13 protein-coding genes are annotated in these 13,377 nt (G+C 66.5%); 2 read left to right on the forward strand and 11 right to left on the reverse strand.

Translation table 11 applies throughout. From position 1 onward, the window contains the following. Nucleotides 1–5: 5 nt before the first annotated feature. Entirely contained in the window at nucleotides 6–410 is a 405-nt protein-coding gene (locus tag ORI27_RS00935; protein WP_265994670.1) for an HIT family protein, read from the reverse strand. A 110-nt stretch (nucleotides 411–520) separates the two neighbouring features. Here ORI27_RS00935 and ORI27_RS00940 point away from each other — a divergent pair, with 110 nt between their 5' ends. Next, on the forward strand, nucleotides 521–1,741 hold the full coding sequence (locus tag ORI27_RS00940) for a glycosyltransferase (protein ID WP_265994669.1): 1,221 nt from the start codon (nucleotides 521–523) through the stop codon (nucleotides 1,739–1,741). Continuing rightward, nucleotides 1,738–3,720 (forward strand): ArnT family glycosyltransferase, encoded by a 1,983-nt coding sequence (locus ORI27_RS00945; RefSeq protein ID WP_265994668.1) that lies wholly within the window; start codon nucleotides 1,738–1,740, stop codon nucleotides 3,718–3,720. Before ORI27_RS00940 ends, ORI27_RS00945 begins: the two co-directional genes overlap by 4 nt. Nucleotide 3,721: 1 nt before the next feature. Here ORI27_RS00945 and ORI27_RS00950 read toward each other — a convergent pair whose 3' ends face one another. The 10 genes from ORI27_RS00950 to ORI27_RS00995 form a co-directional block, all read right to left on the reverse strand. After that, nucleotides 3,722–4,591, reverse strand: coding sequence for an SDR family NAD(P)-dependent oxidoreductase (locus ORI27_RS00950; RefSeq protein WP_265994667.1), 870 nt, complete (start codon nucleotides 4,589–4,591; stop codon nucleotides 3,722–3,724). Next, nucleotides 4,588–5,019 carry a nuclear transport factor 2 family protein gene (locus ORI27_RS00955; protein WP_265994666.1) on the reverse strand — a complete coding sequence of 144 codons (432 nt, stop codon included), beginning with the start codon at nucleotides 5,017–5,019 and terminating at the stop codon, nucleotides 4,588–4,590. Before ORI27_RS00955 ends, ORI27_RS00950 begins: the two co-directional genes overlap by 4 nt. An 18-nt stretch (nucleotides 5,020–5,037) precedes the next feature. Further along, on the reverse strand, nucleotides 5,038–7,092 hold the full coding sequence (locus ORI27_RS00960; RefSeq protein WP_265994665.1) for an oxidoreductase: 2,055 nt from the start codon (nucleotides 7,090–7,092) through the stop codon (nucleotides 5,038–5,040). Between the two features lie 87 nt (nucleotides 7,093–7,179). Further along, a complete protein-coding gene (locus ORI27_RS00965) occupies nucleotides 7,180–8,307 on the reverse strand; it encodes an NDMA-dependent alcohol dehydrogenase (protein WP_265994664.1) in 1,128 nt (375 codons plus the stop codon). 171 nt (nucleotides 8,308–8,478) lie between these two features. Next, a complete protein-coding gene (locus ORI27_RS00970) occupies nucleotides 8,479–9,027 on the reverse strand; it encodes a nuclear transport factor 2-like protein (RefSeq protein WP_265994663.1) in 549 nt (182 codons plus the stop codon). 13 nt (nucleotides 9,028–9,040) lie between these two features. Further along, nucleotides 9,041–9,244 (reverse strand): ferredoxin, encoded by a 204-nt coding sequence (locus tag ORI27_RS00975; RefSeq protein ID WP_265994662.1) that lies wholly within the window; start codon nucleotides 9,242–9,244, stop codon nucleotides 9,041–9,043. 1 nt (nucleotide 9,245) lies between these two features. Next, nucleotides 9,246–10,604 carry a cytochrome P450 gene (locus ORI27_RS00980; RefSeq protein WP_265994661.1) on the reverse strand — a complete coding sequence of 453 codons (1,359 nt, stop codon included), beginning with the start codon at nucleotides 10,602–10,604 and terminating at the stop codon, nucleotides 9,246–9,248. Further along, nucleotides 10,601–11,425: an SDR family oxidoreductase gene (locus ORI27_RS00985; protein WP_265994660.1), complete on the reverse strand. Its 825-nt coding sequence runs from the start codon at nucleotides 11,423–11,425 to the stop codon at nucleotides 10,601–10,603. Before ORI27_RS00985 ends, ORI27_RS00980 begins: the two co-directional genes overlap by 4 nt. A gap of 15 nt (nucleotides 11,426–11,440) precedes the next feature. Beyond that, complete coding sequence (locus ORI27_RS00990; RefSeq protein WP_265994659.1) at nucleotides 11,441–12,667, reverse strand: cytochrome P450; 1,227 nt, start codon at nucleotides 12,665–12,667, stop codon at nucleotides 11,441–11,443. Beyond that, the gene (locus ORI27_RS00995; protein ID WP_265994658.1) at nucleotides 12,664–13,257 is read right to left on the reverse strand and encodes a TetR family transcriptional regulator; all 594 of its coding nucleotides are present in this window, start codon (nucleotides 13,255–13,257) and stop codon (nucleotides 12,664–12,666) included. The genes ORI27_RS00990 and ORI27_RS00995 overlap by 4 nt, the downstream gene beginning before the upstream one ends. Nucleotides 13,258–13,377 lie beyond the last annotated feature (120 nt).

Here is a 13,377-nt window from a genome sequence, read left to right on the forward strand (position 1 = left end):
ACACCTCAGGTGAGGTCGGCCAGTGCGGCTTTGATCTTGGCCTGCGCCTCGTCCAATGATTCCGGCGACGGGTTGTGGTCGACGTTCGCGAAACCGAAGTCGGCAAGATTGTGTGCCGGGAAGACGTGTACGTGCAGGTGTGGAACCTCGAGTCCGGCGATGATCACGCCGGAGCGTTGGGCGCCGAAGGCCGCGCACACCGCCTTGCCGATCCGTTGCGACACCGCCATGACCTTGTTGAACAAGACCGGGTCGACATCCTGCCAGTTGTCGACCTCGGCACGCGGGACCACCAGGGTGTGCCCGTGGGTCATCGGCTCGATCGTCAGGAACGCGACGACCTCGTCGTCGGAGTAGACGAATCGTCCCGGAAGCTCGCGGTTGATGATCTTGGTGAAGACGGAGGCCATGCGCCCAAGCATATGAGCAGACGACATCGGCCGATCGCGAAGCTGGTTCACAGCAACCTTTCAGATCCGATCCAGTGTGACGGCAGCTTGACCCGCGAGCATCATGTCCCATGACCGACACCCTGCCGGCCGAGCAGCGTACTGCTCAGCCGGGCGCCAGGGGTCGGTACGTCCTCGACATCGTCGTCCCGGTCTACAACGAGGAGGACGACCTGACGGCCTGTGTACGCAGGCTGCACCAGTATCTGCGCGACCAAGTGCCCTACCGGGCGCGCATCATGGTGGCCGACAACGCAAGTACCGACGACACTCTGGCGGTGGCGCGTCGGCTCAGCGACGAGTTGCCCGACGTCGAGGTGCTCCACATCGACGCCAAGGGGCGCGGTGGAGCGTTGGCCACCGCGTGGGCGTCCTCGCCGGCCGACGTCGTGGCCTATATGGACGTCGATCTGTCGACTGACCTCTCGGCGTTGATGCCGTTGGTGGCGCCACTGGTGTCCGGGCATTCCGATATCGCGATCGGGTCGCGGCTGGCCGGGTCGTCGCGGGTGGTGCGTGGGGTCAAACGTGAAGTGGTGTCGCGCGGCTACAACCTGATGCTGCGCGGGTTTCTCGGCGCCCGGTTCTCGGACGCCCAGTGCGGATTCAAAGCCCTGCGCGCCGACGTCGCCCGCCGGCTGCTGCCGCTGGTCGCCGACACCGGCTGGTTCTTCGACACCGAACTGCTGGTGCTGGCCGAGCGGGCAGGCCTGCGTATCCACGAGGTGCCGGTCGACTGGGTGGACGATCCCGACTCGCGGGTCGACATCGTCGCCACCGCGATCGAGGACATCAAAGGATGCTGGCGGGTGGGCCGGGCGCTGGCCATCGGCGCGCTGCCGCTGCGCGACCTGCAGGCCGCCCTGGGTCGCGAACCACTGGTGCCCGGGGTGCCCCGCGGCATGGTCGGCCAACTCGTGCGCTTCGGACTGATCGGCATCGCCAGCACCATCGCCTTTGCGCTGCTGTACCTTTCGCTGCACCCGGCACTCGGAGCGCAGGCCGCCAACCTGACCGCGCTGCTGCTGACCGCGCTGGTCAACACCGCCGCCAACCGGGCGTTCACGTTCGGTATCCGCGGCCGAGCCGGCGCCGCCCGCCACCACGTACACGGACTGCTGGTGTTCGGCTTCGGCCTCGCCATCACCAGCGGCTCACTGTATCTGCTCCACCGTTTCGACCCGACGGTCGGCAAGGTCGCCGAACTGTCGATTCTGGTCATGGCCAATCTCGTCGCCACTCTGGTCCGCTTCGTGGCGTTGCGCCGAGTGTTCGGCGCACCGACTCGATGACCATCGCCACCGACCGGCCGAAAGTCGGTACAACCCTGCCTATTCCGGAGCGGGCGCGCCTCACTCCGCATCGGTGGGCCCTGGTGGCGCTGCTGGCCGCGACGGCCGTGCTCTATCTGTGGGATCTGGACCATTCGGGCTGGGCCAATGCGTTCTACTCGGCGGCCACGCAGGCCGGCGCGCAATCCTGGAAGGCTTTCCTGTTCGGATCCTCGGATGGCGCCAACTCCATCACCGTTGACAAACCGCCACTGGCGCTGTGGCTTCCGGGCCTGGCGGTCCGCATGTTCGGGCTCAACACCTGGAGCATCCTGGTACCGCAAGCCCTGATGGGGGTCGCGTCGGTCGCGCTGCTGTGGGACACCGTGCGCCGGCCGTTCGGCGAGACCGCCGGACTGATCGCGGGCACCACGCTGGCACTGACTCCGGTGGCCGTCACGATGTTCCGCTACAACAACCCCGATGCGCTGTTGGTGCTGTTGATGATCGCCGCGGTGTGGGCGCTGCTGCGGGCGGTCGAGGATGGCCGGCCGCGCTGGATCCTGCTCTGCGGCGCATTCCTCGGGTTGGGGTATCTGAGCAAGCAGCTCGAGGTGGCGCTGGTGATGCCGGCATTGGCGATCAGCTATCTGCTGGCCGGGCCGCGAGGACTACTCCACCGGGCCGGCCAACTGATGCTCGGGCTGGGCGCGACTCTGGTCGCGGCGGGGTGGTGGGTGCTGCTGGTGCAGCTGTGGCCGGCTGGTCAACGGCCGTGGATCGGTGGGACGCGGAAGAATTCGATTCTCGAGTTGACGCTGGACTATAACGGCTTCGGCCGTCTTGACGGCGACGAGCCGGGCAGCACCGGTTCGCCGGGCTTCATCTCGCCGATCCACCTGGGCGGCCGGACCTCGGTGCACCCGTGGGGTGATCCCGGCCCCGGTCGGCTCTTCGAACCGGAACAGATCGGTGGTATCGGCTGGCTGCTTCCCGCTGCGCTTCTGTTCGCGGCGGTTCTGCTCGTGTGGCTGGCCCGTGCACCGAGGCGGGACAAGCAGCGGGCCGCCGTCCTCGTGTTTGCGCTGTGGCTGCTGACGACCGCCGCGGTGTTCAGTTTCATGGCCGGGATTTTCCACGCGTATTACACGGTGGCGTTGGCGCCGGCCATCGCCGCGCTGATCGGCATCGGCGCCGCCGTCTGCTGGACGGAACGCGAAAAGATCTGGGCCAAAGCGACAATGGCGGCGGCTGTGCTGCTGATGGCAGGGACGGCGGTACTGGTGCTGCATCGCCTACCCGACTATCACCCGTGGTTGAGGTGGGCCGTCCCGGGCGGTGCGGCGGCGCTGCTGGCCTGGCTGGCCCTCGCTGGCAGGAGGCCGGACCTGATCCCCAGGCCCGTCGTGGCCGCGCTCGCGATGCTGGTCGCCCTCGGCGGGCCAGCGGCCTATAGCCTCACGACGGTGGTACGGGGAAACGTCGGCGCGATGCCGATCGCCGGACCGGTTCCGCGCGTGGTGATCGCGATGACCAAGGGCGTCAGGCCGGCCCGGCAGGCTGAGATCAAGGTGGTCGCCGGCCCCGGATTCCTCGCACCGCCAGGCCCTCCCCGCGGCCGGATGCATCTGGTGGGGTGCACGCTGCTGGATTCCGGGGTACCCGACCAGCGCCTGGTCGACCTGCTCGACGCGAATGCCGATCGTTACACCTGGGTGGGCGCCACCGTCGGGTCGGTGTGCGCGGCCGGCTATCAACTGGCCAGCGGACACCCGGTGATGCCGATCGGCGGCTTCAACGGCACGGATCCGTCACCGGCGCCCGATGCCTTCCTTCGCCTCGTGCTGTCCAAGCGGATCCACTATTTCATCGTCACCAACCCGATCCATGAGGACAGGTGGGGGCACCTGGACACCAATGCGTTGATCCAGCAGTGGGTTCAGCGCAACTTCACCCCGATGCACGTCGGCCGGGTGCTGATCTACGACCTGACGGCCTAGGTCAGGCCAGCATGGCCGCGATCTCGTCCAGCGACCAGGGCGGGCTGTCGTGATGATCCCGGTAGCCGATCAGGCTGGGGGAGGGTCGGTCGAAGCGCCCGACGAAGCCGCCTGCGGCGATGAAGATCTGGCCGGTGATACTCCTGGCCAGGTCGCTGACGAGGTAGCCGTACATCGGGGCGACGTACTCGGGGGGTGCGGCGTCCAACGCGCCTTGTGCGCTGACCTCGTCGAGCAGGCCACGCTGACGCAGCGACGCGATCTGTTCCTCGAATTCCGGCCCGGTGGACAGCCTTGTCTTCGCCCCGGGACACACCACATTCGCGCGAACCCCATACTCGGCCAACTCCGCGGCGATCGCCATCGTCAGACCGTTCACCCCGCCCTTGCCGGCCGGGTATCCGGTGCCGCCGTAGTCACCCAGGAATGCAAAGGAACTCGTGTTGACGATGGCGCCGCGTCCCCTGGCCACCATCTTCGGCGCCACGGCGCGGCAGGTGGCGAACGTCGTGATCAGGTGGACGTCGATCAGCCGGCGGAACTCGTCAGTGGTGACGTTCAGTATCGACGATCCGGGGGGCTCGGGTGCCCCCGCACAGTTGACCAAAGCGTCGACCGCACCGAATTCCTTCTCGCACAGGGCGATCAGATCCTGCGCCACCGACTCTTCAGCGGCCGAGCCGGCGTGCGAGAGGGCCGCGCCACCGGCTGAGGTGATGGACGAGACGGTTGCGTCAACCGCCGCCGCGTCGCGGCCGTTGACCACCACACCGGCGCCACAGCCGGCCAGCAGTGCCGAGACGGCTGCGCCGATACCCCGCGAACCGCCGACGACGACGGTTCCGAACCCTTCGAGCGGCCGGTCGCTCACTGCTCGGCTGGGGCCTGACCGAACTGCATGCCGTCCATGTTCCAGTAGCCGCGCATGTTGCTGATCAGACCGGCCTCGTTGACCCGGTAGGTGAACACACCGCGCACCGTGCTGGTGAGCCCGCCCTCGAACTGGCTGCGCAACACCAGGATATGAGCCACCTCGTTGGGGGAACTCGACGGGAAGGTCTCCTCGCAGGTGACGCGAAGGTTGTTGATCGCGATGTTGGCGTCGTAGAACTCCGCAACGGCGTCCTTACCCCGCACACCCTGGCCGTCGGGATTCGTGATGGCCTGACCGATCGGATCCTCGATCACGACGTCGGGCGCCATCAGGGCCAGCCAGCCCGCCCGGTCGTGCGACATCACGCACTTCCAGGACGCCTGCGACGCGGCCAGCGCCGGTGTCTGCTCAGTGGTGGTGGACATGGTTCCTCTCCTTCGTTGTCAGATACTGCAGGCGGCGCGAGCGCCATCTTCGGTGGCTTTTCGGATCAATCCCAAACCAGTGCAGTCCCCGACGGCGTGCACCTTGGCGCCGGGCAGCCGGTCGGTGACGGCGTCGAACAGTGCGGTGTCGGCCTCGGGGTGTCCGGCGACGATCACGCTGTCGGCGGCCACCTCTCGTGGGGTCCCGCCGTACGGGGTGAACGCCACAGCGCCGTCGGTGATCCGGTGCACCTCCGTCCGGACGTGCACCGGCACCGCCAGGCGGTCGAGCCGGTCCATGTGCTCGGTGCGACGTTTGAGCCCGATCTCGGGGGCGATCGTCCGGTCCGATTCCAACACGGTGACGAATCGTCCCCGGGCGGCGAGGAATTCGGCCAGTTCTACCGCGACGAGGTCGCCGCCGACGATGACCACGCGACGACCCAGCGGCAGCCAGGCCCGACTCGCCAGCCGAACCGAGGCGGGCTGGACGAGGCGTTGTGCCCGGCCGGAGAGCACCGCCGCGCCGAGTCGCTGCCAGGCCGGCTGTCGGGGGTCGGCGTGCCCGGCCAATAGCTCACGAAGCGCGGGTCCGCTGTGCACGCTCCGGTGGTGGTCCCCGTCGATCGGGGGAACCACGACCGTGGCGCCGGTGGCCACGATCACGGCGTCAGGGTCCATGGCGACGATCTCGTCCGCCTCGACCGGGTGAGACAGTTCCACGGCCACTGAGCTGCGCGCGATTTCGCCACGAAGATACCGTAGAAACGGTTCGTTCTCCGGATGCAGGATCGACGCCCACACCAACGCCCCGCCCAGCTGCCCGTTGCGCTCGAACAAGCTGACGTGGTGTCCACGTTCGGCAGCCACCCGGGCGGCTTCCAGACCACCGGGGCCGCCGCCGATCACCACGACGCGTTTGCGGTGCGTGACGGGACGCACCGCCAGCTCCCGTTCCTTGCCGGTACGGGGGTTGACCGCGCAGTCGACGGAGAATCGCTGTTCCATCGCATCGATGCAGTTCTCGCAGGAAATGCAGCGGCGAACCCGGTCGGCTTGTCCGGTCTGAAGTTTGGCCGCCAGGTCGGGATCGGCCAGCATCGGCCGCCCCATGGCGACGAAATCGGCCCGGCCCTCGGCGAGGATCTGTTCGGCTCGCACCGGATCGTGGATGCGGCCGACGACGATCACCGGTACGTCCACCACCTGCTTGACCGCGGCCGCCGCACCGACGTTGAGCGCATCCCCGTCGTCGGCGGCGTTGACCATGCCGGTGACCAGACGGTCGATGACCCCGCCGCTGACGTGGAAGGCGTCCACCCCGGCGTCCACCAGTTGCGGTGCCACCTGGGCGGTTTCGTAGCTCGGGCGGCCGCCGGCCACCCGTTCGTAGCCGGAAATCCGCAGCGTGATCGGCAGCGCGTCGCCGATCTCGGACCGGATGGCCGCCAGCGTCCGCAGCACCACGCGGACCCGCCCGCCGACCGAGTCGCCCCGATAGTCATCAGTGCGCCGGTTGCGTTGTGGGGCGAGAAAGGATCCCAGGAACATGTAGCCGTGCGCGGCGTGGAGTTCGATGCCGTCGTAGCCGGCCTCGGCAGCCCGCCGCACCGCGGCCTTGAACAAGTCGATGATCTCGGTCAGCTGGGCGGTGGTCACCTCGGCCGACGGGCGGCCGGTGAGGTAGGACGGAATGACCGATGGGCCCAGCGAGGTGACCCCGTGCATCTCCGGACCCAGTCCGTCGGGGCCGGCGTGGACGATCTGGGGCTGGATCTTGGCGCCGTGCTCGTGTACCGAATCGACCAGCGCTCGGTGGGCACCGACTGCTTCGTCGGTGCCCAAGTGCAGGCCCCCGGGTGTCTCGGGATGGCGGTGGTCGATGCCGGTGGCTCCGACGGTGATCAGACCGACCCCGCCCTTGGCGCGGGCGGCGAAGTAGTCGCGGGTGCGTTCCGACGGCAGGCCGTCCGGGGTGCCGTACATGGTCTCCATCGGAGACATCACGAGCCGATTGCGCAATGTCATCGGGCCGATCCGCCCGGGGCGCAACAGGTTCGGGAAGGTGCTCATGCATACCGGTTCATGAGCTCCGGGCCGTGCCCGCGCCGGGGGCAAGGCGGACACGGCCCGGAAGGTCCTCACACGACACGCGGAAGGTCAGCGGTCCTCGTCGGTGTAGCGGATGACACCGCGGATGTTGCGGCCCTCCAGCATGTCCTGATAGCCCTCGTTGATCTGCTCGAGGCGGTACTGGCGGGTCACCATGTCATCGAGATTGAGCTTGCCGGCCTTGTACATCGACAGCAGCTGCGGGATGTCGTAGTGCGGATTGCCGCCACCGAAGATGGTGCCCTGCAGGTTCTTCTGCATCAGCGTCAGCAGCGCCAGGTTCAGCGTCACCTGGGTGTCGAGCATGCTGCCGATCGCGGTCATCACGCATGTGCCCGACTTGGCGGTCAGGTTCATGTAGTTGTCGACGTCGGCGCCGTGCACCTCGCCGACCGTCACGATCACCTTCTTGGCCATGAAGCCCTGGGTGACCTCGGCGATGCCCGCCATCGCCGACTCGATGTCGGGGTAGACGTGGGTGGCGCCGAACTTCAGGGCCTGATCGCGCTTCCACTCCACCGGGTCGATCACGAAGATGAATCGGGCGCCCGAGTTCACCGCACCCTGCAGAGCCGACATGCCGACGCCGCCGACACCGACGACGGCCACGTCTTCACCGGGCCGGACTTGAGCGGTGTGCACCGCCGAGCCGTAGCCGGTGGTGACGCCGCAGCCGACCAGGCAGGCCACCTCGAACGGGATGGACGGATCGATCTTCACCACCGAGGACTCGTGGACGACCATGTAGGGCGAGAAGGTGCCCAGCAGCGTCATGGGGAAGACCGGCTCGCCCTTGGCGGTGATGCGGTGGGTGCCGTCGGCGATCGCGGTGCCGGCCAGCAGACCCGCGCCCAGATCGCACAGGTTGCGCAGGCCGGCCTGACACGACGGGCATTTGCCGCACGACGGGATGAACGAGAGCACGACGTGATCTCCGACGGCGACGTCTTCGACGCCCTCGCCGACCTCCACGACGACGCCGGCGCCCTCGTGTCCACCGAGCACTGGGAAGCCCATCATCGGAATGCCGCCGGTCACCAGATGGTGGTCGGAGTGGCACATGCCCGACGCTTCCATCTGGATCTTGACCTCGCCTTTAGCGGGGTCGCCGATCTCGATTTCCTCGATCGACCATGGCTTGTTGAACTCCCAGATGAGAGCGCCTTTTGTCTTCACTGCGAACCTCCACTCGCAAAACCTCGCCCCGGGCTTCTCCAAGGCGGCCGGCCAGGCCGGATAGTCAATCTAGGCCAAAGTTAGAACGTGTTCTTGTTCTGTGGACCATTATGACCTCCGTCACCTCCGGGGTCACCGTCGGGGGCCGGTTTCTTGACGGCCGTCGAGTATTCACCAGATCGGAACCGGGGCCTCACCGAGGGGGTAGTAGCCGGGCAGCTTCTCGCCCGCCATGCTGCGCTCGATGCGCTTCTGCATGGTCGCGGTGAGGTCGCCGGAAGAGATGAGGTTGACGAACGCCTTCTGCACGTGGCCGAAGTCGAAGAAGTCACGCTGCCACTCGATGAGCAGAGCCCCGTCTTTCTCGGTCAGCCGGAACCAACTGCCGCCGATGCCGTAGATCTCGTCGCGGGTGCCGTCGGACTTGTTGGCGATCTGCTTCCAGAAGCCGACGATCTCGTTCTGCTTCTCGTCGATCAGGACCTTCTGGTATTCGTAGACCCAATTCTCCAGGCCCTCCATCTCCAGGCCGAGCGCGACGTCGCGGATCTCGGCCTTCCCGACGCACATGACGTCTTCCTTGGGGCCGATGTTCCACCCGTAGGTGGCGTCTTCGGTATAGAACTCGGCCAGGTTCTTCCAGTCGCCGGCTTTTTCGGAGTCCTTGTTGGCCTGAAGCCAGCGCTGGACCCAGTCTTCGAGTTGTTCGCGTGACGCCATTGTTCCGCCTTCTCTATTTCTCGGTGATGGACAGTGCTCGGGTGGGGCACATTTCGACTGCTCGTTCAACGTCCTCGCGCATGTCGTCAGGCGGCTCGGGGTCGACGATCTCGACCGGGCCGCGCTTGGGCACTTTGAAGACGTCGGGCGCCTCCAGTTCGCACATGGCGTGGCCCTGGCAGAGGTCCTCGTCGAGTTCGATTCGGTAGCAACCCATGTCAGTCCTTGACGCGTTTGCGGTAGCGGACCTTGGCGGGTCGGGCCAGCTGAACAACCATCTTGGAGTGGTCGTTCTGGTAGCTCTCCGGGGGCTGGGCCATCTCGAACTCATACTCCCGCAACAGCACCGAGAAGATCGCCTTGATCTGCATCTGGGCGAACGCCGCGCCGACGCAGCGGTGCCGCCCGGCGCCGAACGGGATCCAGGTCCAGCGGTTGACGATGTCCTCCTGTCGCGGCTTCTCGTAGCGGTCCGGATCGAAGGCGTCCGGGTTGGGGAAGTCCTCGGGGATCCGGTTGGAGATCGCCGGCGAGGCGGCCACCATCTGCCCCTTGTGGATCGGATAGCCTTCCACCTCGAATTCGTCCTGGGCCACCCGCATCAGGATGATCAGCGGCGGGTGCAGGCGCAGGGTCTCCTTGAGAGCGTTGTCGATCTTCGGAATCTGGCGCAGCGCATGGAAACTCACCTCCTGGCCGTCGGCGTAGAGATCGTCGAGCTCCTGCTGCACCTGGGCGTAGTAGTCGGGGTGGCGCAGCAACTCGATGAGCGTCCACGAGGAGGTGCCCGAGCTGGTGTGGTGGCCGGCGAACATCAGCGAGATGAACATGCCGGTGATCTCGTTGGCCGAGAACCGCGGATTGCCCTCGTCGTCCTTGATCGAGACCAGGACGTCGAGCATGTCGCGATCGCTCTTGTCCTTGGGCGGGTTGGCGATTCGTCCGTTCATGACCTCCTGAACCAGCTCGACGAGACCCGCGCGGGCTTCGTCGCGAATCCGGAAGCTTTCGATCGGCAGGTACGGGTCGACGTAGCACAGCGGGTCGGTGCCACGCTCGAGCAGGTGGTAGTAGTTGGCGAACCGGGAGTCGAGCTGGTTGCGGAACTTCAGCCCGATCAGGCACGCGGTCGAGGTGTAGATGGTCAGCTCGGCGAAGAACTCCAGCAGGTCGATCTCGCCGGAGTCGCCCCAGTTCGCGATCATCTTGCGGACTTCGGCCTCGATGGTGGCGGCGTGTCCCTTCATCTGTTCACCGCGCAGCGCGGTGTTGTGCAGCATCTCGGCTCGGCGCTCGGGGTCGGCGTCGAACACCACGCCCTCGCCGAAGATCGGCGTCATGAACGGGTAGGCCTCGGCCTGGTTGAGATCGGCGTCGCTGGAGCGGAAGAAGAACTCGTTGGCCTCGGCGCCGGTCAGCAGGATCACCTGCTTATCGGCGAGCTGGAACCAGCCGAGGTCGCCGCACTCCTCGCGGATGCGCTTCATCAGGCCGATCGGGTCCGTGCGGAATTCCTCGAGATGGCCGTGTTCCTCTTCGCCTCCGGAGACGCGCTGTACTTCCTTGGTGACGGTCACGACGGCATTCCTTCCTCGCCCAGAGCGAGCTTTTGGCGGTCTTTGTTGTCGGCCAGCGGAGCTTCGGGCTGGAGCTCCATGTTCGCGATGAACCCGCCGCGCGGCGTTTCCGCGACGAACGTGATGGCCCGTGCCAGGTCAGCGGCGCGCAGGAAGTAGTCGTGGCGCGCCTGCCCCCACTTGGCCCAATCCTCAAGGGCTGGGCCGATCTTCTCGGCGGGCAGGCTCCAGCCCATGGACGTCTTGGTCGGGCCGGGGTGCACGATCGAGGCCCGCACGCCGGTGCCCTCCAGCTCCATTTGGAAGTTGGTCACCATCGCGACCAGTGCGGCCTTGGCCGCGCCGTAGGCGCCCATGTGGGGGCGCTGGCGCAGCGAGACGTCGGAGCCGACGAAGATGAGGTCGCCGCGCTGGCGCTCCAGCATGCCGGGGAGAACGGCGCTGGCCAGCCGGAACGCACCGACCAGGTGGATCTGCAGCTGGGAGTCGAACTCATCGCTGGTGATCTCGTCGAGCTTGCCGAAGTAGGTGTCACCGGCGCCGGCGACCAGCACCTCGATATCTCCGAGTGCCTCAGTCGACTGTGCGACAAATGCTTTCACCGAATTGGGGTCGGTCACGTCGAGGTGAAAGCCGACGGCTTCGCCGCCCTCGGCGTTGATCTTGCCGACGATGTCGGCGAGCTTCTCCACACGCCGCGCACCCAGTGCGACCGGGAACCCGTGAGCGGCGAGCTCGAAGGCGGTGGCCTCTCCGATACCGGACGAGGCGCCGGCGACGATGGCGGGCCTGCGGTCGGGAAGGGGAGCAAAACGTGGCATATCAACGGGATCCTTCTAGCGAGACTGCACTGTGATGGGCAGGTGGGCGAAACCGCGGACATTGCTGGAGTGGACGCGCACCGAATTGGCCTCGTCGACTTCGTAGCCGCGGATGCGTTTGAACAGCTCTTCCAGCGCCACTCGTGCCTCCATGCGGGCCAGGTGGGCGCCGAGGCAGAAGTGTGCGCCGCTGCCGAAGCTCTGCAGCTTGGCGCCGATGTCGCGGCCGATGATGTAGTCGTCGGGGTTCTCGAACGCCCGCTCGTCGCGGTGGGCCGACCCGGGCAGGAGCAGCACCACATCACCGTCGGGAATGACTGTGTCGTAGAGGGTCAGCTCGCCGGCGACGGTGCGGGCCAGGATCTGGCTCGACGTGTCGTAGCGCAGCGTTTCTTCGACCCACAGCGGTACCCGGGACAGGTCGGCATACACTTCCGCGAGCTGGTCGGGGTTTTTGTGCCCCCAAAATGCCGCGTTGGCAAGCAGTTTGGTGGTGGTCTCGTTGCCGGCGATCACCATGAGGAACATGAATCCCAGCACTTCGTCGTCGGTCAGCCGGTCGCCGTCGATTTCGGCGTCCAACAGGGCCGTCGTGAGGTCCTCGGTTGGCTTCTTGCGCCGCTCCTCCACCATGGCCTGGTAGTAGACGATCAGGTTCAGCGACGCCTCGACCGCCTCCGGCGGCACGTCGGTGACACCTTCCTCACGATGCATCACGCCATCGGCCCAGGCCCGAACCTGCACGCGGTCGGCTTCGGGCACCCCCATGAGTTCGGAGATGACGTCCATCGGCAGCTTGCCGGCGAATTCGTCGACGTAGTCCACGGCCTCTCCCGAGGAGGCCTTGTCGAGCATGGCGTCCAGGTGCTTCACGGCGATCTCGGTGACGCGAGGCTCCAGTTCACGAATCCGCCTCGGGGTGAAGCCTTTCGAGACCAGGGTCCGCAGCCGCAGATGAGCCGGATCGTCCATCGCCAGGAAGGACATCGTCTTGGAGGCGTGCGGGCCACGAGACGCCGGATCGAGCGAGACCCCGTACTTGTTGGACAGCGTCGTACTGTTCCGGAAGCCCTGCAACACGTCCCGGTGCCGGGATACCGCCCAGAACTTCAGCTCCTCGTTGTAGTACAGCGGGGCCTCGTCGCGCAGCCGCTTGTAATACGGGTAGGGATCCTCGTGGAAGTCGTAGTCGTAGGGATCCAGCACCAGCTCGACATACCGTTCTGGCGTCTGCACATTCATTGGCTCTCTCCCAAGATAAGTCCCGCGACATACCCCATCCGGTCGGCGACCTCCCGGTAGCTCAAGGTGCCGCTGCCGGCGTGCACGAGCGCGCCGTAGTAGGTCATCTCCAATGCCGACACGATCTGCGGATCGGCGTCCGGCCCCAATGCCGACTTGATCCGTTTGTGAATCTCGGCGCCGATACGGTCGCGCACCCGGTGCACCCCGGCGTCGTTGCTCAACACCGCGGTGGTGCACGCCGCGGCGAACTCGGGCTCGTCGGCGATCACCAGCGCCAGGCTGCGCAGCGACTGCTGCACGCGATGCAGCCGGGTGTCGTTCACGTCGGTGAAGTAGGGGACCTGGCCGACCAGGTCGAGGTAGACCTCGGCGATCAAGTGGTTCTTCGAGGAGAAGTAGGTGTAAGCCGTCGCCGGTGCCACCTTCGCGCGAGCCGCGACGGCCCGCACCGTGAGGTCTGCGTATGACGACTCGCGCAGCATCTCCATGCCCGCCCGCAGCACCTTGCGGAAGGTTTCTTCCTGGCGGCGATTACGTGGCGCGCCGTCACCGTCGGGGGTGACGGCAAGCACGGCATCGCTGGACACATGTCCAAGTTATCGGACGCGTGCGTGGCAAGGCAAGGGATCGCCATGAAATGCCTGTTCAAATAGGTATAGGGGCATGCTTTTCGGATACCCTTGCACCGCGGACACGTCTGAGGCTAT

Source organism: Mycobacterium pinniadriaticum (genome assembly GCF_026242045.1).
Taxonomy (GTDB): domain Bacteria; phylum Actinomycetota; class Actinomycetes; order Mycobacteriales; family Mycobacteriaceae; genus Mycobacterium; species Mycobacterium pinniadriaticum.

Coding starts and splice junctions, on each gene's coding strand:
- ORI27_RS00935 (WP_265994670.1), bottom strand. CDS start 410: ATGGCCTCCGTCTTCACCAAGATCATCAACCGCGAGCTTCCGGGACGA.
- ORI27_RS00940 (WP_265994669.1), top strand. CDS start 521: ATGACCGACACCCTGCCGGCCGAGCAGCGTACTGCTCAGCCGGGCGCC.
- ORI27_RS00945 (WP_265994668.1), top strand. CDS start 1,738: ATGACCATCGCCACCGACCGGCCGAAAGTCGGTACAACCCTGCCTATT.
- ORI27_RS00955 (WP_265994666.1), bottom strand. CDS start 5,019: ATGTCCACCACCACTGAGCAGACACCGGCGCTGGCCGCGTCGCAGGCG.
- ORI27_RS00960 (WP_265994665.1), bottom strand. CDS start 7,092: ATGAGCACCTTCCCGAACCTGTTGCGCCCCGGGCGGATCGGCCCGATG.
- ORI27_RS00970 (WP_265994663.1), bottom strand. CDS start 9,027: ATGGCGTCACGCGAACAACTCGAAGACTGGGTCCAGCGCTGGCTTCAG.
- ORI27_RS00975 (WP_265994662.1), bottom strand. CDS start 9,244: ATGGGTTGCTACCGAATCGAACTCGACGAGGACCTCTGCCAGGGCCAC.
- ORI27_RS00985 (WP_265994660.1), bottom strand. CDS start 11,425: ATGCCACGTTTTGCTCCCCTTCCCGACCGCAGGCCCGCCATCGTCGCC.
- ORI27_RS00990 (WP_265994659.1), bottom strand. CDS start 12,667: ATGAATGTGCAGACGCCAGAACGGTATGTCGAGCTGGTGCTGGATCCC.